The sequence below is a fragment of the Chryseobacterium sp. RU33C genome (assembly GCF_900156015.1).
Classification (GTDB): domain Bacteria; phylum Bacteroidota; class Bacteroidia; order Flavobacteriales; family Weeksellaceae; genus Chryseobacterium; species Chryseobacterium candidae.
Window position 1 is genome coordinate 98,876 of sequence record NZ_FTMT01000007.1, and the last position, 25,803, is coordinate 124,678.

The following is a 25,803-nucleotide window of genomic DNA, read 5'->3' on the forward strand; positions in this document are numbered from 1 at the left end:
CTTCATATCAAATTCAATTAAAGTATCAATAGAAAACCTCTGTTGATACTTTTTCATACTCATGAATAAACTTTCAAAATACCCTATACTTCTTTTCTTATACTGTGCTGCCGCACTTTTTACGCTTTATTATTGCAAAAATGAAAAGCCGCAGCCCGTATATGAAGATCTTGGCTCTGTAAAAAACAGGATTACCAAAACCAATGCTGATTTTGAAAAACAAATCAACGAACTGAAAACCATGGTTTCTAAAAATTCTGATGAAAAACTTCTTCAGGAAAAATTTCAGGACATCCGAAAAACTTACAAAAAAATGGAATGGGCTGTAGAATACTTCCTTCCTCACTCCGCCAGGTTTATCAACGGACCTGCCCTTCCGGAAATAGAAATGGATGAGCATACAGAAATAGAACCCGAAGGACTGCAGGTTTTGGAAGAAATGCTCTACCCTTACAATAAAGAAAATCAAGAAGAAATAATCAGAATGCTCAATAAGCTGATCAATAAAAGCAACACTATAGAAACCAACTTTCAGGTCATTACCATCAGTAAAGATCAGGTTTTTGATGCATTGAGACAGGAAGCTTTCAGAATTTCCAGCTTGGGAATCTCAGGTTTTGACACTCCGGTTTCGGGAACATTTTTGCAGGAAATGCCTTATTCACTGGAAGGAATTAAAGAAACGTTAGAACAAATCTCCACTGAACGTTCAAAAGATAAAGCTTTAAAAAGCATTGTTGCAGAGATCAGTTCAACCATTGCAGTTCTGAAGAAAAGCTCAGACAAAAATACGTTTGATTATGTCAATTTTATTCCGGATCATTTAAACAAGATCACAGCTCTGATGTTGGATTTTAAAAATCAGGAAAACATTCCGGACGTTGACGTAGCTACTGCTTTAAACAAAAATGCGGCTACTTTTTTTTCTAAAAATGCTTTTAATCCTAATGCTTTCACTCCCGGAAAAGAATATGCCTACACTGAAGAAAAGGCAGCACTAGGACATCAGCTTTTTAATGACAAAATACTATCCAACAGCAATAGCCGAAGCTGTGCAACCTGTCATATTCCAGAAAAAGCTTTTACAGACGGACTGGCCAGAGCAATGTCTCTTGAAAACTCAGAATTGACTAGAAATACACCTTCTCTCAATTATGCAGGATATCAGCATGGTCAGTTTTGGGATATGAGAAAGGATGATCTGGAAGGACAAAGCTCAGATGTGATTTCCAATAAAGAAGAGATGCATGGTGACCTGAATGTGATCCTTGCCAAAATCAATCAGGATAAAAATTATCAGGCTGCATTCAAAAAAATCTATCACTCCCCAAAAACCGAAGTATGGCAGCTGCAGAATGTACTGGCAAGCTATATTCGTTCTCTGGCGAAATTCGATTCTGCTTTTGATGAATATATGAGAGGAAACAAATCTGCAATGACAGAAAATCAAAAACTTGGTTTCAATCTTTTTGTGGGAAAAGCTCAGTGTGCTATCTGTCATTTTATTCCTTTATTCAACGGGACAGTTCCTCCGAACTTCAAGAAAACCGAGCAGGAAATTCTGGGTGTTGCTGTGAATGCAGAGAATAAAACATTTGACGCTGATCCGGGAAGAGGAAAATTCCACGAAACGGTTCCTTCATTACAGCATTCTTTCAAAACCCCCACTCTTAGAAATATTCAAAAGACAGCTCCTTATATGCACAACGGAGGCTATAAAACCCTGAAAGAAGTGATGAATTTCTATAACAAAGGCGGCGGAAAAGCTTTTGGATTTAAAGTAGAAAACCAGACCCTTTCTGATGCTCCACTCCAGCTTACTGATAAGGAAATTGACAATATTATTGAGTTTATGAAAGCTCTTGATGATCAATAAATACGATTCCGGAACACAAAACAGCGAAAAACAATCAAAACTCCTGAAACTTAACGGCAAAGGAGTTTTTTTATTTAAAAATCCCGTTAAGATACAGAAAGACTATCTGTCAATTTCTTCATGGGGCTTTGTTCTTGCAAAGTTCATGAAAACATTAGATTAAATCAATATTATACTCTGTTAAAAACTTTTCTACAATAATAAATATCATTATTTTTGACGTAGTTTTTTTACATGAAAAGGGGTTTACTGTTATTATTTTTTATGATCTGCTTTTTGGGGTATTCACAAACAAAAATTAAGGTTGTGGATGACGCCAGTCAAAAACCTGTCTTTAAAGCAAAGGTATCCTGTGATAATTCAGTTATCGGATATACAAATGAACAAGGTATTCTGGAATTTAAAACAGGATGCAAAAACATTGATGTGGATGCTGATTCTTACCAAAAAGAAACCATTACAGTAGAAAGCAGTATGGAAGTTTCCCTGCTAAAAAAAACAAACAAAACCACCGATATTGAAACCGTAGTTATTGAGGATAAAAGTGATCCCAGGGCTCTGGAAATCCTTAGAAAAGTTAATAAGCTCTTCAAAGAAAACTCACCGAAAAGCTTAGGGTCTTATTCTTACAAATCTTACGAGAAAATATCTCTGGATATTGATGAAGACAGTCTTTCTGAATTTAATCAGTATTTCAATGATCTCAATATTTTCAAGAAAAAAAGAGAAAAAGATTCCCTGAATAATAGTAACGCAAGAAAAATATTTTCAAAAAGCAAACTCTTCCTTTGGGAAAGGGCTCAGGAGTTTTTATATTCCAAAAAGTACGGGGAAAAGATCAATATTCTGGACAACAGAATCTCCGGCCTGAAGCAGCCTATTTACGAAATGATTGCGCTCCAGCAAAGTAACAGAGATGTTGTTCCGGAGCAGTTGAAACCTGAAAACAGAGGTCTTTACCGGTTCTTTCTTTCAGATACCATTACCCTTGACGGCAGGAAAAACTTTGTGATCCGCTTCCGTGAGGTGAATTACAAAAAGCCGGACAGAAAACGAAAGTATAATGGTGCTATCTATGTAGATACTGAAACTTACGGAGTCAAAAAAATTGAAAATTTCAGTAAAAACAAAAACGAAGGAATTATCACCAGTACCTGGGTATTTTATAATAACAAATGGTTTCTTGCCCACGAAAAAGCGAAGCTTAAAATGGGTAAAATGGCTATGGATGACAAAGTGCATGCTGATGATAAGAAAGATAAAAAAAGCTTTGGCACTTACGCTTTTCTTACCTCAAAATATTTTGATTTTGAAGCTCCTATTGAAGAGAATCCAAAAGACTTCAAAGGCTATACTTTCTCTGTAAAGAATATCGATGGGCATTCTCTGGACCAATATAGAACGGAACCTCTTACCGAGAGGGAACAAAATACCTATAAAACCATCGACAGTTTAGGAAAAAAGTATAAAATTGACACCAAAGCCCAGATTTTATCAGGATTACTGAACGGACAGATCAGAGTAGGTTCCGTAGATTTTGCTGTAGATGAAATTGTTAATTATAACTCCTATGAAGGTTTCAGATTAGGTTTAAAAGCCAAGCTGAATGAAAACTTCAATCCTTATTTTTCACCGGATTACTACTTCGCATATGGTGTAAAAGACAGAAAATGGAAGTACGGAATGGGGCTTGATATGAGAACCACACTGGAGAAAAACTCCTTTTTCAGATTTGAAGTCTATGATGATGTAACGGCCTCAGGAGAATTCAACAGAAAGCTGTGGAATTTTAAGATGAGGATGATGAATTTCGGAAATAATCTGAATAACGACAGATATTTTCACTTTAAAGGAGTGTCATTATCTTATCTGAACGATGTCACCAACGGACTTACTGTTGCCATTGCTGTAAGAAGAAATACAGAAGAGGCTGAATTCGATTATCAGTTCAGGGACAGAGGAACTTCATACAGAAACTTCAATACCCTTTTTACCTTAAAATATTCCCCGAATTCCACCAATATTATGACGCCACAGGGAAAATCTCTGATTGATCAGAAATACCCTGAACTCTATTTTAATTATGAGCAGAGTTACAAAATACTGCAGGGAGATTTTAATTATTCCCGTTTTGATGCATTGTTTGTTCATAATTTCAAAACACCAATCGGGACTACAGGTTTCAGATTATACGGAGGTCTTGTTCTGGGTGGAGCGCCTATCTGGAAAAACTTTACGATGAACGGACTGGCTTCTCCGGGTAAAGATTTTAATTTTAACCTTACTTCTTACCTTGGATTCGCAACACTGGAGGGAGGAAAATACTATAACGACAGATTCGTCGCGTACTACTTTACCCATAAGCTTCCCTGGTATTTCAAAAGTTTCGGCCATAATGTTTCCAGCTTTGATTTTGTCTTAAGAGGAACTATCGGAGATATGAAACATCCGGAATACCACCAGTTTAAGTTCAGAAAACTGGATCATCTGTATCAGGAAGTAGGTTTGGAATGGAACAATTTCCTTTCCAGTTATTTTAATCTTGGGTTATTCTACAGAGTGGGTTATTATGCGACACCCCATTTCAGAGAAAATTTTGCCATCCAGTTTAAGCTGAAGTTTCTGGAGTTTTAACACCTCGTGAAATACAAAATCTTTATTTTTGAATCAGAATTCAGAAATATTCAACGATAATATATATAAAAAGAACATGCAGAAAATCGAAATCAAAGCAGAACAGTTTTTTGAATTATTAAAATTAAAAGACACTCCAATGTGGGAGATTTTCTCACAAATGATTGATGGAAATGAGAAGGAAATTATCTTTTTAGACCATGAAGACAAGATCCTGTTTAATTATATTTTACCTTCTACAAAGGAAAAACTGGAAGAAGACAGAAAAGAATTTTCAAAACAGTTTTCAGATAAACTGGCCAACTTCAATTAAGGATTCTTATGAATAAAAATTTTTTTTAACGTTCACAGAATTCAGTTTTTTATGTCATTTGAAATTGTTAAAAACAATAAAAGCTTCACAGATTGTGAAGCTTCTTTCATCATTGTGTTTTTAGAATCTGCGAAAAAAATATCTTTTACGATTCTTTTACTTTAAAGCAAAAGAACCCAACATTCAAGACTTGCAAACTTCCGCTAAAAATGAAATCTGTTCTCTAACACTCTAGTTTGTACGGAAACATTCTATATTGAGGATTATATATTAGCCCACATTCAGACACTAGAGTTTTTTTAATGTTCACAGAATTCATTTTCTTAACGCTTCAGGTTGTTATGTCGTTTTTTAATTTCATCAAAAAAATATTTTTCTTTTTTCATCTAAAGTCTTTTAAATAAGAAGGTTCATCAGCGAAGGATCATTGTTCAGATAGTTGACAAAGAAATCATATTGTTTCATCTTATTGATCAATGGGTTGAAATCTTTGTTTTGCTTCAGAGCAATTCCTACAACTGCAATTCCCTTTTCTTTTGAATTTTTTTGGGTGTACTCAAAATAGGTAATATCATCATCAGGACCCAGCACATCTATCACAAAGGTTTTCAATGCTCCGGGACGCTGTGGAAATCTGACCAGGAAATAATGCTTTAATCCTGCATAAAGCAATGCTTTTTCCTTGATCTCTTCCATACGGGTAATATCATTATTACTTCCGCTGATGATACACACTACGTTTTTACCTTTTATTTCTTCTCTATATTTTTCCAATACGGCTACTGAAAGTGCGCCCGCAGGTTCTACTACGATAGCATCTTTATTGTAGAGTGACAGTATGGTTTCACAGACAAGTCCTTCATCTACCGTAGCCATATCATACAGGATATTTTTACAGCATTCAAAAGTGAGATCTCCCACTTGTTGTACGGCGGCTCCATCTACAAAACGGCTTATCTTTTCAAGAAGAACAGGTTTTCCCTTTTCCAGGGCTTTTTTCATGCTTGCTGCTGCGGAGGGTTCTACTCCAATAATCTTTGTTTGTGGAGACAAATGCTGAAATACAGTACAAACTCCTGCTGCCAGTCCACCACCGCCTATTGGAACAAAAAGATAGTCGACAATACCTTCTGCCTGTTCCAGAATCTCCAATGCTGTTGTCGCTTGTCCTTCAATAATTGCCGGATCATCAAAAGGATGAATAAATGCGCTGTTATGATCTTTGCAAAACCTCATTGCAGCATCTTTTGCCGCATCAAAAGTATCTCCATAAAGTATAACATCTATGTATTCTCCTCCGAACATCTTTACCTGTTCAAGCTTTTGTCCGGGTGTTGGCAAAGGCATAAAAATGGTGCCTTTCACCTTCATTGTCTGACATGCAAATGCAACACCCTGCGCATGATTTCCGGCACTGGCACAAACAACTCCATTTGAAAGTTCTTTTTCAGACATGGTTGCCATCTTATTATAGGCACCTCTTATTTTATAGGATCTTACCCTTTGAAGATCTTCTCTTTTAAAACGAATATTCGCATTGTAAATAGCTGACAGATTATTATTGACAGCCAAAGGTGTTTTTACCACTACATTTCTTAATCGTTCCTCCGCTTTATAGACATTCTCTAAAACGGAGGAACTTACTCCCTCTTTCATCATTTGTTTAGTAATTAATTGTTTTCAGGTCTCAGGCTTCGTACCGTCTTACCCGCTTTCCACATTTCGCTTTCTCTCAACTCAGTAAGTTCGGCTTCTAATTTTTCACGATAATCCGGTTTGCTGTTACTGTCGATAGAACGTTGTGCTTCGTTTCCTTTCGCAACATTGTCATACAGTTCTTCAAACAAAGGTGAAGTAGCATCTCTGAAACGCTTCCACCAGTCTAAAGCTCCTCTCTGGGCTGTTGTACTGCAATTGGCATACATCCAGTCCATTCCGTTTTCTGCAACTAAAGGCATTAATGACTGAGTGAGCTCTTCTACGGTTTCGTTAAATGCTTCGGAAGGGCTGTGTCCGTTTTTTCTCAATACATCGTACTGGGCAGCAAATATTCCCTGTACAGCTCCCATCAGTGTTCCACGTTCTCCTGCAAGGTCACTGTATACTTCTTTTTTAAAGTCGGTTTCAAAAAGATACCCGCTTCCGATTGCGATCCCCAATGCTGTTACCCTTTCTCTGGCTTTTCCGGTAGCATCCTGATATACGGCAAAACTGCTGTTCAGACCTCTATCCTGCAAAAACATTCTTCTCAAGGATGTTCCTGAACCTTTTGGTGCTACCAGAAATACGTCTACATCAGCTGGAGGAACAATTCCCGTACGTTCACTGAACGTTATTCCGAAGCCATGAGAAAAGTATAATGCTTTTCCTGGGGTAAGATGTTGTTTTACTTTTGGCCAGTATTCAATTTGTGCAGCATCACTTAAAAGATAACAGATAACAGTTCCTTTTTCCAATGCTTCTTCAATTTCAAATAAGGTTTCTCCCGGTACAAATCCGTCTGCTACCGCTTTATCCCATGATTTAGAATTCTTTCTCTGCCCTACAATGACATTAATTCCGTTATCTTTTTGATTCAAAGCCTGTCCCGGTCCCTGTACTCCATATCCGATTACTGCTACTACTTCATTTTTTAATACTTCCTGAGCTTTTTCCAATGGAAATTCTTCTCTTGTTACTACATTTTCCTCTACTCCTCCGAAATTTAATTTTGCCATTTTATTTATTTTATTGATTATTGATTATGATGTTTAGTTTTATGCTTAGCTTGCGTGTTCTACTGCTGTCAGATATGGAGTTCTGTGATAATGTACTTCAAGAACATCTACCTGTTTTTCCATTTGTCTGCTGATCTTCTGAACAGAGTCTTCTGTTTCTCTGATTACAATAACAAACTTTTTTACCTTTTCAATTTCCGAAGGGCCTACATTGAAGGTCACCATAGAAATTCTTCTTCTTGAAAAAATAGCATTGATGCGGCTGATCAACCCTAAATAGTCTTCTGTATACGCTGTGATGGTATATTCTTTATAATCTGTTTTCATCTTTTTATTTTTACATTTTATTATTTAATACAATCTCCGAAACACTTTTTCCCTGGGGAATCATCGGAAATACATTGTGTTCTTTTCCTGTCATTACTTCAAGCAGGAAAGATCCTTTATGATCAAGCATTTCACGGAGTGCCCGTTTTAGTTCTTTCCTCTCGGATACTCTCTTTCCAGATATATTGTAACCTTTTGCTACCTGAACAAAATCCGGACTCTGAATATCTACTGAGGAATATCTTTCTTCGTGAAACAATTCCTGCCACTGCCTTACCATTCCCAGATAGCAATTATTAAGAATTAAAATCTTTACTTCCGGGTGGTACTGCATTATAGTTCCCAGTTCCTGAATATTCATCTGCGCTCCCCCATCACCCATTACTGCAATCACAGGGCGATTGGTCTCTGCATAAGAAGCTCCTATCGCGGCGGGCAGACAGAATCCCATTGTTCCCAGCCCTCCGCTTGTTACATTGGTTCGGGAATGCTTGAAATGAGAGTAACGGCAAGTCGTCATCTGGTGCTGTCCTACATCTGTTACAATAATTGCTTCACCTTCTGTCATCTCATTCAGATGACGGATAACTTCCCCCATTGTAATCTCACCTTCTTCAGGGTACAGCTCTGTATTAATCAGATTGATAGTTTCAATTTCATGACATTTTTTAAATCTTTTATGCCAGTGATGATGTTCTCTTTTTATAATCCTTTCCGTAAGAAGAGGAAGAGTATGTTTGCAGTTCCCAAGAACCGGAACATCCACTTTTACGTTTTTATTAATCTCAGCATGATCAATATCAAAGTGAATAATCTTTGCCTGTTTTGCATACTGATCCAGTCTTCCGGTAACACGGTCATCAAACCTCATCCCGACAGCAATGAGAACATCACATTCGTTGGTTAATATATTCGGGCCATAGTTTCCGTGCATGCCTACCATTCCTACAGCTTGCGGATGATTGGTTGGGATAGCGCTCATTCCTAAAACAGTCCATGCTACCGGAATTCCCGATTTTTCAGCAAACTGTAAAAACTCTTTTTCTGCTTTCCCCAGCATAATCCCCTGCCCTGCAATGATGAATGGCTTTTCTCCATTATTGATAAGCTCTGCAGCTTTTTCGATACTATTAAAACATGGATCAGGATCCGGTTTATAACTCCTCAATGAATAACATGGAGAATATCCTTTATAAGCAACAGACTGCAGCTGGGCATTTTTAGTCACATCAATCAATACAGGACCGGGACGACCCGATTTTGCAATGTAAAATGCTTTTGCCAATACTTCGGAAAGCTCATTGGCATCAGTAACCTGATAATTCCATTTGGTAACCGGACTTGTAACGTTGATTACATCTATTTCCTGAAAGGCATCGGTTCCGAGAAGGTGTTCAAAAACCTGTCCTGTGATACATACCAAAGGAGTATTATCCAGTAGAGCATCTGCCAAACCTGTTACAAGATTAGTTGCTCCGGGTCCACTGGTTGCCAATACAACACCAACTTCTCCTGAGACTCTGGCTAAACCCTGCGCCGCATGTACAGCTGCCTGCTCATGGCGTACAAGAATATGTTTCAGATTTTCCTGATAGTCGTAAAGGGCATCATAAATAGGGATAATAGCACCTCCCGGATATCCGAAAACGGTTTTCACCCCTTCCTGCAGAAATGTTTCAAGAATGATACGGCTTCCGCTAAGTTGTATTTCTGTTGATGTATTAAGGTTTTCCATATTTTTTATTGAGTGATTTCGTCTGTTACACAGCCTTCTGCCGCTGATGATACTGTTAATGCATATTTATAAAGCAATCCTTTCTGTACTTTAAGGGGGGGCTTTTGCCATCCTTTCCTTCTTCTTTCTATTTCTTCTTCCGAAACTTTGAGCTGTATGGTATTGTTTACAGCATCAATTTCAATCAGGTCATCATTGTTTACAAAGGCGATCAGACCTCCTTCATGAGCTTCCGGAGTAATATGTCCTACTACAAAACCATGAGTTCCTCCGCTAAATCTTCCGTCTGTAATCAAGGCAACACTGCTTCCCAATCCTGCTCCTATCAGCGCGCTGGTAGGTTTCAGCATTTCCGGCATTCCGGGAGCTCCTTTCGGACCTTCATGACGAATGACAATGACATCACCATGCTGTACAGTTCCATCCTGAATTCCTCTGATCAGATTTTTTTCACCATCAAATACACGGGCTTTGCCTACGAAGCGTTCACCCTCTTTCCCTGTAATCTTTGCAACACTTCCCTTTTCAGCAAGATTTCCATATAATATTCTCAGATGTCCTGTCTCTTTTACGGGTTCTGATAATGGTTTAATAATTTTTTGAGTATTAAAATCAAGATCAGGAACATTTTCTAAATTTTCGGCTACTGTTTTCCCGGTTACTGTTAAGCAATCACCGTGTAATAATCCCTGATTTAAAAGGTATTTCATTACTGACGGTATTCCTCCGTGTTCATACAGATCCTGCATCAGATATTTTCCGCTTGGCTTCAGGTCTGCCAGTACCGGAGTTTTATCACTCATCTTCTGGAAATCATCCTGAGTAAGTGGTACTCCCACACTTTTTGCCATGGCTATAAAATGTAAAACCGCATTGGTACTTCCTCCAAGAATAACAATCATACGAAGAGCGTTCTCAAAAGCTTTGCGGGTCATGATATCCGAAGGTTTAATATCTTTTTCCAATAATACTTTCAGATATTTTCCTGCTTCAAGACATTCTTCCTGTTTTTCTTTACTTAAAGCCGGGTTGGAAGAAGAATACGGAAGACTCATTCCTAAAGCTTCTATCGTGGAAGCCATTGTATTGGCTGTATACATTCCGCCACATGCGCCTGCCCCCGGACATGAATTCTTTACAACCCCATCAAAATCTTCTTCAGTGATTTCTCCTGCAATCTTTTTACCCAACGCTTCAAAAGCAGAAACAATATTAAGCTGTTCCCCTTTATAGCATCCCGGAGCTATAGTTCCTCCATACACCATGATTGAGGGTCTGTTCAGTCTTCCCATCGCAATGATGGTTCCCGGCATATTTTTGTCGCAGCCTGGCAATGCGATCAATCCGTCGTAGTATTGTGCTCCACAGATGGCTTCGATACTGTCTGCAATTACATCACGGCTTACCAGAGAATAGCGCATTCCATCTGTTCCGTTGCTCATTCCGTCACTTACTCCAATGGTGTTAAAAATCAATCCGGCTAATCCATGATTCCATGTTCCTTTTTTTACAACCTGAGCAAGATCATTCAAATGCATATTGCAGGTGTTTCCATCATAGCCCATACTGGCGATTCCGACCTGAGCCTTGTGCATATCTTCTTCTGTAAATCCTATCCCGTACAACATAGCTTTGGCTGCGGGCTGTTCACTGTTCTGCGTGAATGTTTTTGAATATTTATTTAACATATTTATTATGCATTTCCTGTTCTTTTCTCTCCTAAAAATGGAGTTCTTTACTAAATTTCGATCCAAAACTACATTTTGTAATATTCTTTTCATTTTCCGTTTTTCTAAAAAATACAATATTCAATCATTCACAAAATACACACAACCAACTAATAATCAAATATTTAAATCCTAAAAATCTACAATGACAGAACTCTTACCAATTTTAAATATGCCTGCTGTACTCTCCTGCTTGCCGTATTTTCCCAATTTTTGGCAAACGGAACATCATCAAGCGAATCCAGGGCAACAATTTCTGCTGCAGTACCACAAAAAAAGCCTGCATCTGCACCTCTCATTTCTTCCGGCTTAAAAAAGGTTTCTTTTACTGGAATATCAAGCTCATTACAAATCTCCATCACGGTTTGTCTTGTAATTCCCGGGAGGATACTTCCTTTGGCCGGAGTATATAAAACTCCATCTTTTTCGTAGAAAACGTTAGCGCCTGAACTCTCGGCAACATTTCCGTTTTCATCCAGAACCAGTGCTTCATCATAGCCTTTGTCTTTGGCATCCTGACAGGCTAATATGGAATTTACATAATGCCCTCCTACTTTGGCCTCCACCTTGAAGGCTTTAGGATTAGGACGTTGAAAAGGAGAAGTCATAATTTTCATTTTATCTGCCAGATAGCCATTGTTCCATTCCCAGGCAAGAAGAGACAGGTAGGATTTTTGTCCTTTTGAAAGTGACATATTGGGAGAACACGTAACCAATGGACGGATATAAGCATCTGTAAACCCATTTCGATCCAGAAGTTCATAAGTCAATTCTGTAAGCTGCTCTGCAGAATAATCAAAGGGAATATGCATGAGTTCTGCTGATCTTTTCAGTCTTTCGTAGTGTTCTTTTGCTTTGAAGATTTGGGTTCCCTGATCCGTACTGTAGGATTTGATTCCTTCAAAAACAGAGTAACCATAGTGAAGTGATTGTCCATAAAGATCTGTTCCGGCATCTTTTGCTTTCATAAATTTTCCGTCAAAATAGATCGTCGTGTCGTCGTTGTAATACATGTTATAGAGGTTTAAAAAAATTAATATTTGGAAATAAAAAAGCCCTCTCACGTTGTGAGAGGGCCCAATATATGTACAGTCATACATTTTCCTTCTCACAGACGCAAGGGAATAATAATGACGATAATAATTACTGATAATAACTGATACATATTTTTGTACTATAAAAAATTAAAATAAAAAAAACCGTTTCATAATTTGAAACGGTTTTATATATAATTTAAATTAAAATCTATTTAAAATGCCGTTTCCTTACTGTTGCTAATGACAACAGCGATAATAGAAATGACAACAATATTTTTCTGATTCGTAAAATTCATATTGCAAATGTATAAACTTTTTAATTACTCACAAATTTTTTTTAAACTTTTTATTTTTTTCGTAAAAAAAGAGTCAGTGTTGCCTTTGCTGAAGCTACATCATGAACTCTTATAATTTTTGCTCCCTGTTCCAATACTTTCATATGAAGTTTTTGTGTTTCCTCATTGATATCAAGAGGTGATTTTCCCAAAGGTTTATAGATAAATGACTTTCTGGAAATACCTATTAAGACAGGGAATTTTCCAAGTCCGAGATATTTCACTTCCTGGATCATTTTCATCTGGTCATCTACTGTTTTTCCGAAACCAAAACCGGGATCAAGAATGATATCATTCACTCCTTTTTCTAAAAGTTCTTTTGTCTTTTTAGAAAAATATTGGTTCACTTCCAGCGTAATATCTTCGAATTTAATTTTGTCGTGCATGGTTTCGTAGGAAGGATTTACATGCATCAGGATGTAAGGAAGCTTCGTTTCAGCAGCTATATCAAACATTTCTGCATCATACTGACCGCCAGAAATATCGTTGATGAGATCTATTCCTTCATTAAATCCGAATCTTACTGTTTCTGCATAAAAACTATCAAGCGAAATCAGAGCTTCCGGAAATTCTTTTTTGATCAGAGAAATAAGATTTCCTATTCGGCTTATTTCTTCGGCAGCGTTTAAGAATTCGGCATTTGGACGTGTAGACTGAGGTCCGATATCCAGTATTTCAGCTCCTTCTTTCAACAGCTTTTCGGCATGATGCAACGCAGATTTTTCATTATTGAATTTTCCACCATCAGAGAATGAATCCGGTGTCAGATTAAGGATTCCCATGATTTTTGGAATGTCGAGCGGTACTAACCGGCCATTGCAATTGATTGAATAGGTTTTAGGGTCTGAGGGTTGTAAAGTTAGAGGGTTGGAGAGCATGAGTTGGATGATGATGGGTAAATGATAGTTGATAATTGATGAACGATTTCTGTACTGCAAAATTAGTGATTTATGAGTTTTTAATGAGAAGAAATTAGAATTTACAGGTTGGAAGCTAGAAGTTGGAGGCTGGATGTTAAATAAGCCCTCTTACTCTCCAACCCTCTTACTCACAAACTCAGCTTTTCAAATTCAAAAATCTAAAACCGAATTCGTATATTTGGAAGATTAAGAAAATTTATGCTAAAAACATCAGTACAGTTCGAGAAAGTTATCAGTCAGTGTCGTGATCTTTTCGGTAAAAAATTACAGGATTATGGTGCGGCATGGAGGGTTTTGAGGCCTAGTTCCATTACAGATCAGATTTATATCAAAGTCAACAGAATCCGTACGCTGCAGATGACTGATAAAAAAATGGTGGATGAGAGTGAGGAAGATGAATTTATCGCTATTGTGAACTATTCTATCATTGGGCTTATTCAGCTGGAGAAAGGTCTTTCCAATGATTTCAATGAAAATAAAGAAGAAATTTTAGGTCTGTATGACCAATATGCCAATGAAGCAAAAGCTTTGATGGAAAGAAAAAACCATGATTATGGTGAAGCATGGAGGGATATGAGAATTTCTTCCATTACGGATCTTATTTATCAGAAAGTATTGAGAACTAAGCAGATTGAAGACAATCAGGGAAAAACAATCGTTTCAGAAGGGCTTGATGCCAACTATTTCGATATGCTGAATTATGCGGTCTTCTGTCTGATCAAGTTTTCAGAAAAAGAAAATCAATTTGAACCCAAAACTATTTAATATGCTCAAAGGTTTATTACGCTTTATTATTGCTGTTATTTTTATCCTTTCAGGCTTTGTGAAAGCCGTGGATCTGGTAGGTTTTTCTTTCAAGATGGAAGAATATTTTGCGCCTCCGGTTTTCAACATGCCATTTTTAGAAAAGTTTGCCCTGCTGTTTTCCATTATTGTGGTGGTACTGGAGCTTTTCTTAGGATTTATGCTGCTGCTTAAATTAAAGCTTAAATTTACCTTGTCCATATTAATCGCACTTTGTATTTTCTTTGGATTTCTTACATTCTATTCTGCCTATTTCAATGTGGTAACAGATTGTGGATGTTTTGGAGATGCTATCAAATTCACTCCCTGGCAGAGCTTCTTAAAAGACGTTGTATTGCTGGTAGGATTGATTATTTTATTCATCCTTTACAGAAAAGATTTCCGTAAAAAGGATGAGTATGGAATCACTCAAAAAGAGCCTTCCAACACATTTAAATATATTCTTTTAACCGTATTTTCTCTAGGCATGATTTACGTTATGGCACAGGGAATTATGCATGAACCGATCATTGATTTCCGTGATTATAAAATCGGTACTGATATTAAAGGTGAAAAAATAAAAATTGATAAAAATCCTTCAGAATATAAAACTTTCTACACGCTGAAAAATCAGAAGACAGGAGCTGTTGTAAAAGTAAATCAGGATGATTATATTAAAAAAACAGAATACTGGGCAGAAGGATCTCCCTGGAAAATTGAGGATGGAAAGAATGAATCTGTTCTGATCAAAGAAGGTTATAAATCTGAGATTGTAAAATTCAAGATTGAAGATCCTACAGGAATGGAAGTTACCCAGGAAATCATTAACGCTCCTAAAGCCATTCTGGTTTTCTCTTATCATCCAAAAGATGTTCCTGCAGATCTTCTTCAGAAAGTGGAAGCAAAAGTAAATACCCAGAAAGGAGCACTTATCTACGGTGTTTCCACCGAGCCGAATACTTTTAAAACCATCAAAAATCTAATGATGGACGGAACTGCTATCAAAACAATAGCAAGAAGCAACCCATTTGTACTTATCCTTGTAAATGGAAAAATTGTGGATAAACAACCTGCAAAAGACTACATTAACTAATTATAAATGATGAGTGATGAATTATAAATGATCTTTTTGACGAGAGCCAATCGTAGATCAATTATCAATTATCAATTATCAATTATCAATTATCAATTATCAATTATCAAATTTAAACACTAAACTTAAACATACAACAACCCATGCAAAAATCAAATAAATCAATCGCCGGCTATCACTTATTAATGATCCTTTCTTCTGTAGACGGAGAATTTGCTCCTGAGGAAGGAATGCTGGTACAGCAATACATGGCAGATGAATTCCCGTTCAGAATGAATCTTGACAACGAGCTTGAAACGCTGGCACTTTTACAGCCTGAAGAATGGAAAGATCATTTTGAATTCCATGCAAGATGTTTCCATGAAGATTCCACCGAGGATGAACGTGTAAAATTTGTTCAGTTTGCAAAGTCGCTGATCAAAGCCGATAATAAAGTAACCGAAGAGGAACATACGTTTTACGTTCTGTTGAAAAACCTTTGGGGATTATAAACAACTACGAAAAAATAAAATAAATCTATATTTAAATCTTATGAGAAGAAAAATAGTTGCAGGAAACTGGAAAATGAACAAAAATGTAATTGATGCACAACAATTAATGATTCAGTTACTAAGCTATAAAAACAACAATGCTACCAACTGTGAGGTTTGGATTGCTCCACCTGCATTGTATCTGATGATGGCAAAAGATGTTTTTGAAAAAGATGAAATCGGGGTGTTTTCTCAGGATATGAGCGAGCATGAAAGCGGAGCTTATACTGGTGAAATTTCTGCTGATATGCTGGAATCTATTGATGCAACAGGTTCATTAATCGGGCACTCTGAAAGAAGACAATACCACGGAGAAACAGATTCTCACTGTAACAGAAAAATCAAATTAGCGCTTGATAAAGGTCTTATTCCTGTTTACTGTAACGGAGAAACTCTTGAGCAGAGAAAAGCAGGACAACACCTTGAAGTCGTAAAAAATCAGACTGAAGTAGCTCTTTTTACGCTTTCTGCTGAAGAGATCAAAAAAGTTGTGATTGCTTACGAGCCGGTTTGGGCTATCGGAACGGGAGAAACGGCAAGTCCGGAGCAGGCTCAGGAAATCCATGCTCACATCAGAAATATTATTGCTGCAAAATACGGACAGGAAGTTGCTGACGAGATTTCTATCCTTTACGGAGGATCTGTAAAGCCGGACAATGCTAAAGAAATATTCTCTCAGCCGGATATCGACGGTGGTCTTATCGGAGGAGCAGCTTTGAAATTGGAAGATTTTTCTAAGATCATTGAAGCTTTTAATTAAAATAAAGAATCTTTTAGGACAAACATGAAAAATTTCATTTTGATATTCTTCGGACTTCTTTTATTTGATTTTCTTTATGTATTTGTTTATGATCAGTTTTTAATTGGCATAAAACCTGACTTTTTGAGTTATCTATTGGCACTGATCAAGGTTCTGGCGATATCTCCGGCAGTTTTATTTAATAAATCATTGCCCTTTTATGCCATTATTCCAACTTATCAGGCGGTACTCGTATTCATTGGAAACGTTCTGATACAAACTTTTTTAGTATATAGATTTTTCTTTAAAAAGAGAAAGGTTAGCTCACAATAAAAAGCGGCGGAATCTTCGATTCCGCCGCTTTTCGTTAAAAAAATCCAATTATTGAATATCGACTACATACATCGTTCCCTTGTCTACTTTACCCGTTTTAGGTAAAATTTTGGCTTTTGGATTTCCGTTTCCATTATCCACTACTCCAAAGTCATCATCATTGAAAACAGCCAGTTTATTATTTCCTAAATAAACAATTCCCTCGAATTTATCGTGTTCGTAGCCCAGTTTTGCTACCAGATCTACGGCTAATGTTTTGGTAACAGGCTTTATTCCGGCATTGCTAATTTCATCCCATGAGCATTGCTCTAAAGATTTACCGTTAATTTTCATTCCGTCTACAGCATTTATATCAGCTCCGTTTACATCACTGGCATTGCTTAAGTTTATTCTGTATACTTTTTTTATACCTCCCTGAGAACCGAAATTTCCGTCTCTTTCAATCACCAGGAATTCATTGTTACTTAATGCGGTAATATCACACACCGAATCAGAAGCACCTCCGTCCTGTCTATATAAAAACTGTCTGGTTTGCCCTGTAATAATATCAAAAGTGACAATTCTCGTTAAAGTGGTATTGGTTGCCAATGCTTTGCTGGGGACAAGCATCATTGACTGTATTGTTCCTACCAGCGTTCTTCCATCCGGAGTGATGCAAAGTCCTTCCATTCCTCTGTTGGCTCTTCTTTTGGCTAAAACAGCAGGTAATTTTCTTGGTCCTGTATCTACCCCAATCGGGCTTATTCTCTCCATCTCCATTCCATCAGCACTGTAATGCACAATGTGCGGTCCATATTCATCGGAAACCCAGAATGTACCATCAGCAGCAGCAACAATACTTTCACCGTCCAATCCATATTTATCTGTCCCTAAAATATTGCCGGAAGCATCATAAGCAATTTCTCCAGTACTTCCCATTCCGACAGGGTTTGGAAGTCCGGTAATTGGTTGTCCGTATGGATTTTTAAGTTTAATATATTTAATTACCTCTATATTTCCGTCAGCATTGATTTTAAAATGCATAATGGTTGGGGTAAAATTAGGAGCAAGAAACTTTTTACCATTCTGGAAATCGGTATTAGGACCTCTATCCGTAATGACGTAGAATTCACCTTTTCTTGTAGGGTGAGCGGCTGCACCGGAGCCAAATCCTCCGTTTATCACATTTACTCCATTGATGGCAGCAAGTTTTGTAAATGGAAATTCCTGAGGCAGTTTGGAATAATTAATATCCTGATTAATCATTGTGGTATCGTCATCATTTTTACATGAAGCCAATACTGCCAGCACTACGGCAGACAATAGCAATTTTTTCATATTTACTTTTATGGCTGCGAAAGTATAAATTGATTGTAAACTGATCTTGAATATAATGATAATTGTTTTTTAACAATAGAACAGATAAAATAGTTTGAAAGTGAACACAAAAACAACAGATTTATAAATAAAAATTCAATAATCCGGTTGAGTAAACAATCAATATAAAAATCGACTTTTTAAGAATATCTGAAAAATAATAATTCACAAAACGGACTCACAGATTTATATGATATATTTGCAGCGTTTTAAGGCTGAACAATGTTCATTAATAGGGAATCAAGTGAGAATGATATTCAAATCTTGAGCTGTACCCGCAACTGTAAACTGTTTAAACTTAGCGCAAAAAATCCACTGGATCTTAAAATCCGGGAAGGAAGCTGTAAGATGTGAGCCAGGAGACCTGCCTTAGAATACTGACTTCAGAGAACGAACCGTTTCTACTCTGAAGATAAGTTTCGGGAATAAAACTTTAAATTAATTATATCATGAGGAAAATTTATCTTTTTTTCTTACTGCTTTGCATGCAGGTATTATCGGCCCAATTCACAGAAAACGACATTAAATTTTGGGTAGGAACCGGATCTAAAAAAGCATATTTCATTGCGGACTTTAATGACAACAGCACACCCAATTCTTATGCATGGGGATACCGTTTTGATGGTGATGGCCTTTTGATGGAAGATCTTATCAATGCAATTGTGGCAGCAGAATCCAAAATGCAGGTTGACATTCCTACAGGATATCTTTCTATTCTGAATTATAATCATCACACATCCACTACTGATGACAGCTGGATAACATGGTCTGGATCCAGTTTATCAAACATGACTTGGAACAATGGGGTAGGTTATACTCCTTTGGTGGACGGAAAATGGTATGGGGTTACATACGGCCTTGATCATTATGATATTCCTCCCTCTCCTCCCGTTCCAGCCTACAGTTCTGCATGGTTTACTCCGTCTCAGGTTACAAACTGGGTGGGAAGCGGAAGTAATAAAAGCCTAATAGTTATTGATTTCGGAACTGATAATGCTAACGGGAATGCCAATTCTTTTGTTTTTGGAATTAAATATAACGGAAGCATCACTGCTGAACAGGCGTTACAATTGATCCAGGCTCAAGCTTCCTATTTTAATTTTGCATCAGCGAATAATCAGATTACTACCCTATCATTAAATTCCTTTACCGGAAATACTTCCGGATCAGACAGCTGGAAATTGTATAAAGGAAAAGACCTATCAAGCTGGCAAGCGAAAGCCAATCTTTCTCAGATTCAACTGGGTAATAATGATTGGTTTGGATTAAGTTTTGGGCAAAGAAGACCATTTACCCCCACAGAAGCACAGCTGACTTTAGGGATTTCTTCTGTTACAAAGAAAAAATTCAGTGTTTATCCAAATCCGGCAAGTAATTTCATTCAGATTGAAACGGCTGAGAAACTGAAAGAAGTGAATATTTATTCAGCTACAGGACAGAAAATAATGACTTCTCAGGTTACTAAGATTGATGTTCATTCTTTAAACACAGGTGTTTATTTTGTGGAGATTAAAACCAATGATAGTTCCACGATACATAAGATGGTTAAGAAATAAAGAAAAGTACCTTTAAAAAGGCGCTTTTTTAATGAGGATATGTGGAAAATCACCCCGTCAAAAATTCTTTGAATTTTCGCGACCTTTCCAAAGGATGGGAATTTTTACATCTTCAGTTGGAGTTTGGCCTGGATTACAGATTCCTTGTGAATAATCAAGAATACAGTTCAAAATCCATAATTGATTCAACAAAAAAACCGCACCAGATGGGTGCGGTTTTCTTATGATATTACCATCAATTATTTTTTCTCAGTAGATCTTTGTAAAACTTCATCTACCATTCCGTAGCCTTTAGCTTCTTCAGAAGTCATCCAGTAATCTCTGTCAGATGATTTTTCTACCCACTCATATGTTTGTCCTGAGTGATGGCCGATGATTTCATAAAGCTCCTGCTTCAATTTCAACATCTCTCTCAGGTTGATCTCCATATCAGAAGCGACCCCCTGCGCACCTCCTGAAGGCTGGTGAATCATTACTCTGGAATGTTTAAGCGCAGAACGCTTTCCTTTTTCTCCGGCAACCAGTAATACAGCTCCCATGGAAGCAGCCATACCTGTACAGATAGTCGCTACATCCGGCTTGATGATCTGCATAGTGTCATAAATACCTAAACCTGCATAAACACTACCACCAGGAGAGTTGATATAGATCTGAATATCTTTTGAAGGATCAGCACTTTCTAAGAATAAAAGCTGAGCCGTAACGATGTTTGCAACCTGATCATCAATACCTGTTCCCAGGAAGATAATTCTATCCATCATCAAACGGGAGAAAACGTCCATCTGAGCAACGTTTAATCTTCTCTCTTCCATGATGTACGGAGTAAGATTCGTTGGGCCATACATTCCCATATACTGATCGGTAACCAAACCGTTGTTTCCTAAATGTTTTACAGAGAAATCTCTGAATTCTTTTTTAATGTCCATATTTCTATTATGTATTATTTTTAAAATATTCTCGAAGTTTAAATTACAATATTTATTCCTAAAATTTTATAGGACTTTTTGTCACAGAACATCAAAAAAATCTGACTTCAAATTATCTTTTTCTATCTACATAAATCCCTTTGATAGGCGAATATTCGATGATATTGCTCAACCGTATGGAAGCCTGCTTCAGTAAAGTGATTTTTTTGATCAGCTCATAATACTTTACTTCATCTGTACTGCTGTACTGATCAAGTTCTTTGGCTGTTTCCCTGATCAGATAATCAATATATCTGTATTTATGTAACAGAACATCTCCCTGAATCTGATCTGCCAATTTATCACCATAATTGGGAGGGTAAATATTTCTGGAAGCCCAGTTTTCAAGCTCATCCAGCGGGATCAGAGCATCTACAACCTTTGTGGTGATTTCTTCATCCATAAAAGATACAAAAAAGTTTCCACTTCTGAGTTCATCTTTTTGAATCCCTTCCCTCACCTGATTGATAATAATTTCATTTTCTCTGACTAAAAATGTATACTGCTCCTCTTCGAAATGATGAAGGATTTCTTCAATAACAGTTATCTCATATTCTTCATTCTGTTCGTTTTTTCTTTTCAGAATAATATCTCCGAACATCAGCATATGATCTACCAGTTTGTTTTCCATGAACAGTACATCATACAGAAAAGGATCTTCTTTTTCCTTATCCAAAGGAACAATCTCCATCTTTGGAGCTGCTTTTTCCTTCTGCTGCTGAACATGATGGGTCTGATTTTGCGTGATCTGCTTCTGAACATCCAGCTCATTAAACAAGCTTTGCTCCGAAAGTCCGAATTTGTTGGAAACCTCTTTAAGGTAAACCTCTCTTTTCAGGGCATTCTGTACAAAAGAAACAGATTTTACAATATCTCTGATCGCTTCAGCCTTTTTAATAGGATCATTCCCGATATCCCTCAGAAGAATTTCCGCCTTAAAGTCGATGAAATCCATCGCTTCATTTTCGATGTATTTTTCAACATACTCCTGCGGATGTTTTCTGGCAAAGGAATCCGGGTCATCTCCGTCAGGGAAAAGCAGAACACGGATGTTCATTCCCTCAGTCAGTAACATATCAATACTTCGGAAACTGGCTTTGATACCTGCATTATCACCGTCAAAAAGAATCGTTACATTTTCCGTAAGTCTCTTAATAAGTTTGATTTGTTCTGTTGTCAAAGACGTTCCGGAACTTGCCACTACGTTTTCGATCCCGGACATATGAAGTGAAATCACATCCATATATCCTTCCACCAAAAGACAGGCATTCTTTCTTGAAATCGCTTGTTTACTCTGGTTTAATCCATAAAGAACATTGGATTTATGGTAGATCTCTGTTTCCGGTGAATTGAGATATTTTGCTGTTTTGACATTGTTCTTCAGGATTCTTGCCCCAAAACCTAAAACCCTTCCTGAAAAACTGTGAATAGGGAAAATGACCCTTTCTCTGAAACGGTCAACACCAGCAGGTGTATTTTCCGGAAAGATAGAAAGTCCGGATTTCTCAAGAATTTCTTTATTATATCCTTTTTCCAGTGCATAAGCTGTAAAAGCATTCTTCTTCTCGGGAGAATATCCCAGCTGGAACTTTTTAATAATATCATCCCGGAGTTCTCTCTCTTTGAAATAAGAAAGACCTATGCTTCTGCCTTCCTGATCATCCCAAAGAATCTCCTGAAAATAAGTATTCGCTACTTCATGGATTTTATACAGCAGATCTTTTTCAGTCTGTGCATTTTTTGCTTCTTCAGAAATTTCACGCTGGTCTTCTTCAATTTCAATTCCATATTTTTTTGCAGCGTGGCGAAGTGCCTCAGGATAAGTAAAGTTCTCAATTTCCATAAGGAAAGAGATGGCTGTACCACCTTTTCCTGTAGAGAAATCCTTCCAGATCTGTTTGCTGGCAGAAACTACAAAACTGGGGGTTTTTTCATCATGAAAAGGACTGAGTCCTTTATAGTTAGACCCTGCTCTTTTCAGCTGCACGTATTCACCCACAATCTCTTCAACGCGGATTGTGGAGAATATCTTATCAATGGTCTGTTTGGAAATCATGCTGTAAAATTAAGTATTTTTATAGAAATTTTAGACACTAGAAGGTAGAGGTTAAATTTTTGATTATGCTAAGATTTTATTTATAAATCATATTCATTGATTATTTTTGAACAATGATTTATCTTATGAAGTATCTAAAAAAAATCTTGTTATTTATAATTATTGTTATCTTTTCATTTGTCTTATATGTAGAATTAGGTGGCAGATATATTTTAAATACAACTGATAAAAGATTAATTACATGGTCTGTTAGAAGTAGTAATAAACTACCAGAAAATTTCAATACCTTTTATAATATCGTTTATCCAAACTCGTTACTCCAAAATTCTTGGATTTTTCTAGGAAATGCTATCATAAATCAAAATTCTCAAAAAAAAGAATGTCCCTGTAATCAGATGGCTTCCAACATTTTTCCTAGATTAGAGTATCAAAATAAATCTTCTTTCGATCAATTTCTTATAGCAAGATATATTGAACATTCTTACAGGCAGAAAGATTGCCTGAATTTTAATTTCCGTAATTTTGACTTTTTAGAAAATAGAAAAGGGATTGAAAATGTTTCCAAATCATTATTTAATAAAGAAGTTAAAGATTTAGAGCCAATGGAGATAGCTGAAATATTAGCTTTATACGAAAATCCAGTTAAAAACAATCGTTATAGAAGTTCTGAAAGAGCAAAAAACAGGACTGAACATTTTTATAATTTATATTCTAAAAATTTAAAGAGATAATGAATTACACTATACATACAATCGAAGACTGGCAGGAAGTTGTTGACAGCATCATTCCTCAATTAAAACATAATATCTTTTTATTAAAGGGAAATCTTGGAGCCGGGAAGACGACCTTCACGCAATTTCTGCTTAAAAACATGGGCAGCAAAGACGAAGTAAACTCTCCTACTTATTCTATTGTGAATGAATACAATACTGAAAAGGGAAAAGTATATCATTTTGATCTTTACCGCCTGAAAAATATTGAAGAAGTCTATGATATCGGAATTGAAGAATACCTGGACAACTCTTTTTTATGCATCATCGAGTGGCCGGAAGTCTATGAAGAGGAGCTTTATGGTCTTAACTACCACACAATGAGCATTGTGAATACGGATGAAAAAAGAGAAATTTCATTCGAGTAAATATTATGTATCTTTGCTTCTTAATTGAGTGTAAAAAACAATCTGTAAGACATAATTTAATTTAAGGATGAGTACAAACATTTTTACTCCTTTCACAGAAGAAGAATTAATGCCGAAAGAGGAAAAATTGGAGGTTATAAAGAAGGGAAAACAGTTCAGTATTGGAATTCCTAAAGAAACCTGTCTCAACGAAAGGAGAACCTGCATTACTCCTGACGCCGTACAGGTGTTGGTAGAACACGGCCATGAGATCATTATTGAGGCGGGGGCCGGAGAAGGTTCATTCTTTACAGATTTACAATATTCGGAATCAGGAGCGAAGATCACTAATGATCCTAAGGAAGCTTTCGGACAGGATCTTATCCTGAAGATAAATCCTCCTACAGAAGATGAAATTGAGTACATGAAACCTAATACTTATCTGGTTTCGGCACTTCAGATCAATCTCAGAGACAAGGAATATTTCTTAAAGCTTGCAGAGAAAAAAATAAATGCCATCGCCTTTGAATTTATCGTGGATGAATACAAGCAGCTAGCTTTGGTAAGACTGGTCGGGGAAATTGCAGGTACCGTTTCTATTTTATACGCTTCCGAATTATTAGCCTTATCCAATGGTTTAATGCTGGGCGGAATTACAGGAGTAAGACCTGCAGAAGTTGTGATTCTTGGAGCCGGAATTGTAGGGGAATTTGCTACAAAAGCAGCAATAGGTCTTGGAGCCAGCGTAAAAGTTTTCGATAACTCTTTATCAAAACTGAGAAGACTCCATACTATCGTTGACAGCCGTGTACCTACTTCCATTATTGATCCCAAAGAACTCAGCAAAAGCTTAAGACGTGCCGACGTTGTGATTGGAGCCCTTCCAAGATTGAACATGACCCCTATCGTTACCGAAGATATGGTCATGAAAATGAAAAAAGGCAGTGTAATCATTGACATCACCATAGACAACGGTAAAGTGATTGAAACTTCAGAGCTTACCACCATGGAAGATCCTTATATCATCAAGCATGGTGTTATCCACTGCGGACTTCCGAACCTTACTTCAAGAATGCCGAGAACCACCACCAAGGCCATCTCGAATTTCTTCCTTTCCTATATTTTAAATTATGACGAGGAGGGCGGCTTTGAAAACATGCTGATCCGCAAAAATGAAATGAAGCAGAGCTTATATATGTACAAAGGAAGACATACCAAGAAGATCATCTGCGACCGTTTCGGACTTACGTACCACGATATCAATCTTTTAATTTTCTAATGAAGAAACTGAAATTTTATGCAATAGGCTTCGTTCCGGGGCTTTTGATCGTATTTTTTATTTTAAACAAAAAAGGAGCAAGCTGCAGCGGTTATTTACCGAACAGCCGCGTTATTGCTGAAAGTCTTTCCAAAGAATTCAAATATTCTGAAGAGGCTAAAAATGCAATGACGACCTACAAGATTGATGAGAAATTTATAAAAGACAGTATTATTACGAACGGAAAAGTAGACTTTGACCGCAGCCATGCTCAGAAAAAACCTTGTCCTGATTATCTTATCACTTATCCTGAAAAAAATCCTTCTTACGAGATCACTTTTGAAAAATGTGAAGAAACCGTGACGGTTAACGGTCTTAAAAAACTGAAATAGTTTT

22 protein-coding genes and 1 riboswitch are annotated in these 25,803 nt (G+C 37.0%); of the genes, 12 read left to right on the top strand and 10 right to left on the bottom strand.

Annotated elements, in window-relative coordinates:
* Window positions 1-61 precede the first annotated feature (61 nt).
* The 3 genes from BW946_RS08265 (at window position 62) to BW946_RS08275 (ending at window position 4,823) form a co-directional block, all read left to right on the top strand.
* A complete protein-coding gene (locus BW946_RS08265) occupies window positions 62-1,876 on the top strand; it encodes a cytochrome-c peroxidase (protein WP_076595721.1) in 1,815 nt (604 codons plus the stop codon).
* 306 nt (window positions 1,877-2,182) lie between these two features.
* On the top strand, window positions 2,183-4,510 hold the full coding sequence (locus BW946_RS08270; RefSeq protein ID WP_228402497.1) for a DUF5686 family protein: 2,328 nt from the start codon (window positions 2,183-2,185) through the stop codon (window positions 4,508-4,510).
* 76 nt (window positions 4,511-4,586) lie between these two features.
* Window positions 4,587-4,823, top strand: coding sequence for a hypothetical protein (locus BW946_RS08275; protein WP_076595780.1), 237 nt, complete (start codon window positions 4,587-4,589; stop codon window positions 4,821-4,823).
* Window positions 4,824-5,219: 396 nt separating this feature from the next.
* Here BW946_RS08275 and ilvA read toward each other — a convergent pair whose 3' ends face one another.
* The 7 genes from ilvA to folP form a co-directional block, all read right to left on the bottom strand.
* The gene (ilvA, locus tag BW946_RS08280; protein WP_076595723.1) at window positions 5,220-6,482 is read right to left on the bottom strand and encodes a threonine ammonia-lyase; all 1,263 of its coding nucleotides are present in this window, start codon (window positions 6,480-6,482) and stop codon (window positions 5,220-5,222) included.
* Window positions 6,483-6,493: 11 nt separating this feature from the next.
* Window positions 6,494-7,540 carry a ketol-acid reductoisomerase gene (gene ilvC, locus BW946_RS08285; protein WP_034692308.1) on the bottom strand — a complete coding sequence of 349 codons (1,047 nt, stop codon included), beginning with the start codon at window positions 7,538-7,540 and terminating at the stop codon, window positions 6,494-6,496.
* 45 nt (window positions 7,541-7,585) lie between these two features.
* Window positions 7,586-7,867 (bottom strand): ACT domain-containing protein, encoded by a 282-nt coding sequence (locus tag BW946_RS08290; protein ID WP_076595724.1) that lies wholly within the window; start codon window positions 7,865-7,867, stop codon window positions 7,586-7,588.
* Between the two features lie 10 nt (window positions 7,868-7,877).
* Window positions 7,878-9,602, bottom strand: coding sequence for a biosynthetic-type acetolactate synthase large subunit (gene ilvB, locus BW946_RS08295; RefSeq protein ID WP_076595725.1), 1,725 nt, complete (start codon window positions 9,600-9,602; stop codon window positions 7,878-7,880).
* A 5-nt stretch (window positions 9,603-9,607) separates the two neighbouring features.
* Window positions 9,608-11,290 carry a dihydroxy-acid dehydratase gene (ilvD, locus tag BW946_RS08300; RefSeq protein ID WP_076595726.1) on the bottom strand — a complete coding sequence of 561 codons (1,683 nt, stop codon included), beginning with the start codon at window positions 11,288-11,290 and terminating at the stop codon, window positions 9,608-9,610.
* 179 nt (window positions 11,291-11,469) lie between these two features.
* Window positions 11,470-12,342: a branched-chain-amino-acid transaminase gene (gene ilvE / locus BW946_RS08305; protein ID WP_076595727.1), complete on the bottom strand. Its 873-nt coding sequence runs from the start codon at window positions 12,340-12,342 to the stop codon at window positions 11,470-11,472.
* A 370-nt stretch (window positions 12,343-12,712) separates the two neighbouring features.
* Complete coding sequence (gene folP, locus BW946_RS08310; RefSeq protein WP_083688813.1) at window positions 12,713-13,483, bottom strand: dihydropteroate synthase; 771 nt, start codon at window positions 13,481-13,483, stop codon at window positions 12,713-12,715.
* A gap of 336 nt (window positions 13,484-13,819) precedes the next feature.
* Between folP and BW946_RS08315 the strand changes: the two genes are divergently transcribed.
* The 4 genes from BW946_RS08315 to tpiA all read left to right on the top strand — a co-directional run bounded on the left by BW946_RS08315 (window position 13,820) and on the right by tpiA (window position 16,787).
* Complete coding sequence (locus BW946_RS08315; protein WP_076595729.1) at window positions 13,820-14,386, top strand: DUF1599 domain-containing protein; 567 nt, start codon at window positions 13,820-13,822, stop codon at window positions 14,384-14,386.
* A 1-nt stretch (window position 14,387) separates the two neighbouring features.
* A complete protein-coding gene (locus tag BW946_RS08320) occupies window positions 14,388-15,497 on the top strand; it encodes a BT_3928 family protein (RefSeq protein ID WP_076595730.1) in 1,110 nt (369 codons plus the stop codon).
* Window positions 15,498-15,640: 143 nt separating this feature from the next.
* Entirely contained in the window at window positions 15,641-15,988 is a 348-nt protein-coding gene (locus tag BW946_RS08325; RefSeq protein WP_034692300.1) for a tellurite resistance TerB family protein, read from the top strand.
* Window positions 15,989-16,028: 40 nt separating this feature from the next.
* Window positions 16,029-16,787 (top strand): triose-phosphate isomerase, encoded by a 759-nt coding sequence (tpiA, locus tag BW946_RS08330; protein WP_076595731.1) that lies wholly within the window; start codon window positions 16,029-16,031, stop codon window positions 16,785-16,787.
* A gap of 360 nt (window positions 16,788-17,147) precedes the next feature.
* On the opposite strand, the gene BW946_RS08340 is transcribed toward tpiA, so the two are convergent.
* Window positions 17,148-18,416 carry an esterase-like activity of phytase family protein gene (locus BW946_RS08340; RefSeq protein WP_076595733.1) on the bottom strand — a complete coding sequence of 423 codons (1,269 nt, stop codon included), beginning with the start codon at window positions 18,414-18,416 and terminating at the stop codon, window positions 17,148-17,150.
* Window positions 18,417-18,650: 234 nt separating this feature from the next.
* A riboswitch (cobalamin riboswitch) is annotated at window positions 18,651-18,842 on the top strand.
* 62 nt (window positions 18,843-18,904) lie between these two features.
* On the opposite strand from BW946_RS08340, the gene BW946_RS08345 reads away from it, so the two are divergent.
* Entirely contained in the window at window positions 18,905-20,011 is a 1,107-nt protein-coding gene (locus BW946_RS08345; RefSeq protein WP_083688814.1) for a T9SS type A sorting domain-containing protein, read from the top strand.
* 239 nt (window positions 20,012-20,250) lie between these two features.
* Here BW946_RS08345 and clpP read toward each other — a convergent pair whose 3' ends face one another.
* Entirely contained in the window at window positions 20,251-20,937 is a 687-nt protein-coding gene (gene clpP / locus BW946_RS08355; protein WP_027373257.1) for an ATP-dependent Clp endopeptidase proteolytic subunit ClpP, read from the bottom strand.
* A gap of 112 nt (window positions 20,938-21,049) precedes the next feature.
* Window positions 21,050-23,032, bottom strand: a complete 1,983-nt coding sequence (dnaG, locus tag BW946_RS08360; protein ID WP_076595736.1) for a DNA primase — start codon at window positions 23,030-23,032, stop codon at window positions 21,050-21,052.
* 125 nt (window positions 23,033-23,157) lie between these two features.
* Between dnaG and BW946_RS08365 the strand changes: the two genes are divergently transcribed.
* The 4 genes from BW946_RS08365 to BW946_RS08380 all read left to right on the top strand — a co-directional run bounded on the left by BW946_RS08365 (window position 23,158) and on the right by BW946_RS08380 (window position 25,799).
* Complete coding sequence (locus BW946_RS08365) at window positions 23,158-23,763, top strand: transglycosylase domain-containing protein (protein ID WP_170872065.1); 606 nt, start codon at window positions 23,158-23,160, stop codon at window positions 23,761-23,763.
* Window positions 23,763-24,170, top strand: a complete 408-nt coding sequence (tsaE, locus tag BW946_RS08370) for a tRNA (adenosine(37)-N6)-threonylcarbamoyltransferase complex ATPase subunit type 1 TsaE (protein ID WP_076595738.1) — start codon at window positions 23,763-23,765, stop codon at window positions 24,168-24,170. Before BW946_RS08365 ends, tsaE begins: the two co-directional genes overlap by 1 nt.
* A gap of 67 nt (window positions 24,171-24,237) precedes the next feature.
* The gene (locus BW946_RS08375) at window positions 24,238-25,428 is read left to right on the top strand and encodes an alanine dehydrogenase (protein ID WP_076595739.1); all 1,191 of its coding nucleotides are present in this window, start codon (window positions 24,238-24,240) and stop codon (window positions 25,426-25,428) included.
* Window positions 25,428-25,799 (top strand): DUF4258 domain-containing protein, encoded by a 372-nt coding sequence (locus tag BW946_RS08380; RefSeq protein WP_034692291.1) that lies wholly within the window; start codon window positions 25,428-25,430, stop codon window positions 25,797-25,799. Before BW946_RS08375 ends, BW946_RS08380 begins: the two co-directional genes overlap by 1 nt.
* Window positions 25,800-25,803 lie beyond the last annotated feature (4 nt).

Bases quoted from the DNA above. Each gene is read 5' to 3' on its own strand.
- BW946_RS08265 (WP_076595721.1), top strand. From the start codon at position 62: ATGAATAAACTTTCAAAATACCCTATACTTCTTTTCTTATACTGTGCT.
- BW946_RS08275 (WP_076595780.1), top strand. From the start codon at position 4,587: ATGCAGAAAATCGAAATCAAAGCAGAACAGTTTTTTGAATTATTAAAA.
- ilvA (WP_076595723.1), bottom strand. From the start codon at position 6,482: ATGATGAAAGAGGGAGTAAGTTCCTCCGTTTTAGAGAATGTCTATAAA.
- ilvC (WP_034692308.1), bottom strand. From the start codon at position 7,540: ATGGCAAAATTAAATTTCGGAGGAGTAGAGGAAAATGTAGTAACAAGA.
- BW946_RS08290 (WP_076595724.1), bottom strand. From the start codon at position 7,867: ATGAAAACAGATTATAAAGAATATACCATCACAGCGTATACAGAAGAC.
- ilvB (WP_076595725.1), bottom strand. From the start codon at position 9,602: ATGGAAAACCTTAATACATCAACAGAAATACAACTTAGCGGAAGCCGT.
- ilvD (WP_076595726.1), bottom strand. From the start codon at position 11,290: ATGTTAAATAAATATTCAAAAACATTCACGCAGAACAGTGAACAGCCC.
- ilvE (WP_076595727.1), bottom strand. From the start codon at position 12,342: ATGTATTACAACGACGACACGACGATCTATTTTGACGGAAAATTTATG.
- folP (WP_083688813.1), bottom strand. From the start codon at position 13,483: ATGGGAATCCTTAATCTGACACCGGATTCATTCTCTGATGGTGGAAAA.
- BW946_RS08315 (WP_076595729.1), top strand. From the start codon at position 13,820: ATGCTAAAAACATCAGTACAGTTCGAGAAAGTTATCAGTCAGTGTCGT.
- BW946_RS08320 (WP_076595730.1), top strand. From the start codon at position 14,388: ATGCTCAAAGGTTTATTACGCTTTATTATTGCTGTTATTTTTATCCTT.
- BW946_RS08325 (WP_034692300.1), top strand. From the start codon at position 15,641: ATGCAAAAATCAAATAAATCAATCGCCGGCTATCACTTATTAATGATC.
- tpiA (WP_076595731.1), top strand. From the start codon at position 16,029: ATGAGAAGAAAAATAGTTGCAGGAAACTGGAAAATGAACAAAAATGTA.
- BW946_RS08340 (WP_076595733.1), bottom strand. From the start codon at position 18,416: ATGAAAAAATTGCTATTGTCTGCCGTAGTGCTGGCAGTATTGGCTTCA.
- BW946_RS08345 (WP_083688814.1), top strand. From the start codon at position 18,905: ATGAGGAAAATTTATCTTTTTTTCTTACTGCTTTGCATGCAGGTATTA.
- clpP (WP_027373257.1), bottom strand. From the start codon at position 20,937: ATGGACATTAAAAAAGAATTCAGAGATTTCTCTGTAAAACATTTAGGA.
- dnaG (WP_076595736.1), bottom strand. From the start codon at position 23,032: ATGATTTCCAAACAGACCATTGATAAGATATTCTCCACAATCCGCGTT.
- BW946_RS08365 (WP_170872065.1), top strand. From the start codon at position 23,158: ATGAAGTATCTAAAAAAAATCTTGTTATTTATAATTATTGTTATCTTT.
- tsaE (WP_076595738.1), top strand. From the start codon at position 23,763: ATGAATTACACTATACATACAATCGAAGACTGGCAGGAAGTTGTTGAC.
- BW946_RS08375 (WP_076595739.1), top strand. From the start codon at position 24,238: ATGAGTACAAACATTTTTACTCCTTTCACAGAAGAAGAATTAATGCCG.
- BW946_RS08380 (WP_034692291.1), top strand. From the start codon at position 25,428: ATGAAGAAACTGAAATTTTATGCAATAGGCTTCGTTCCGGGGCTTTTG.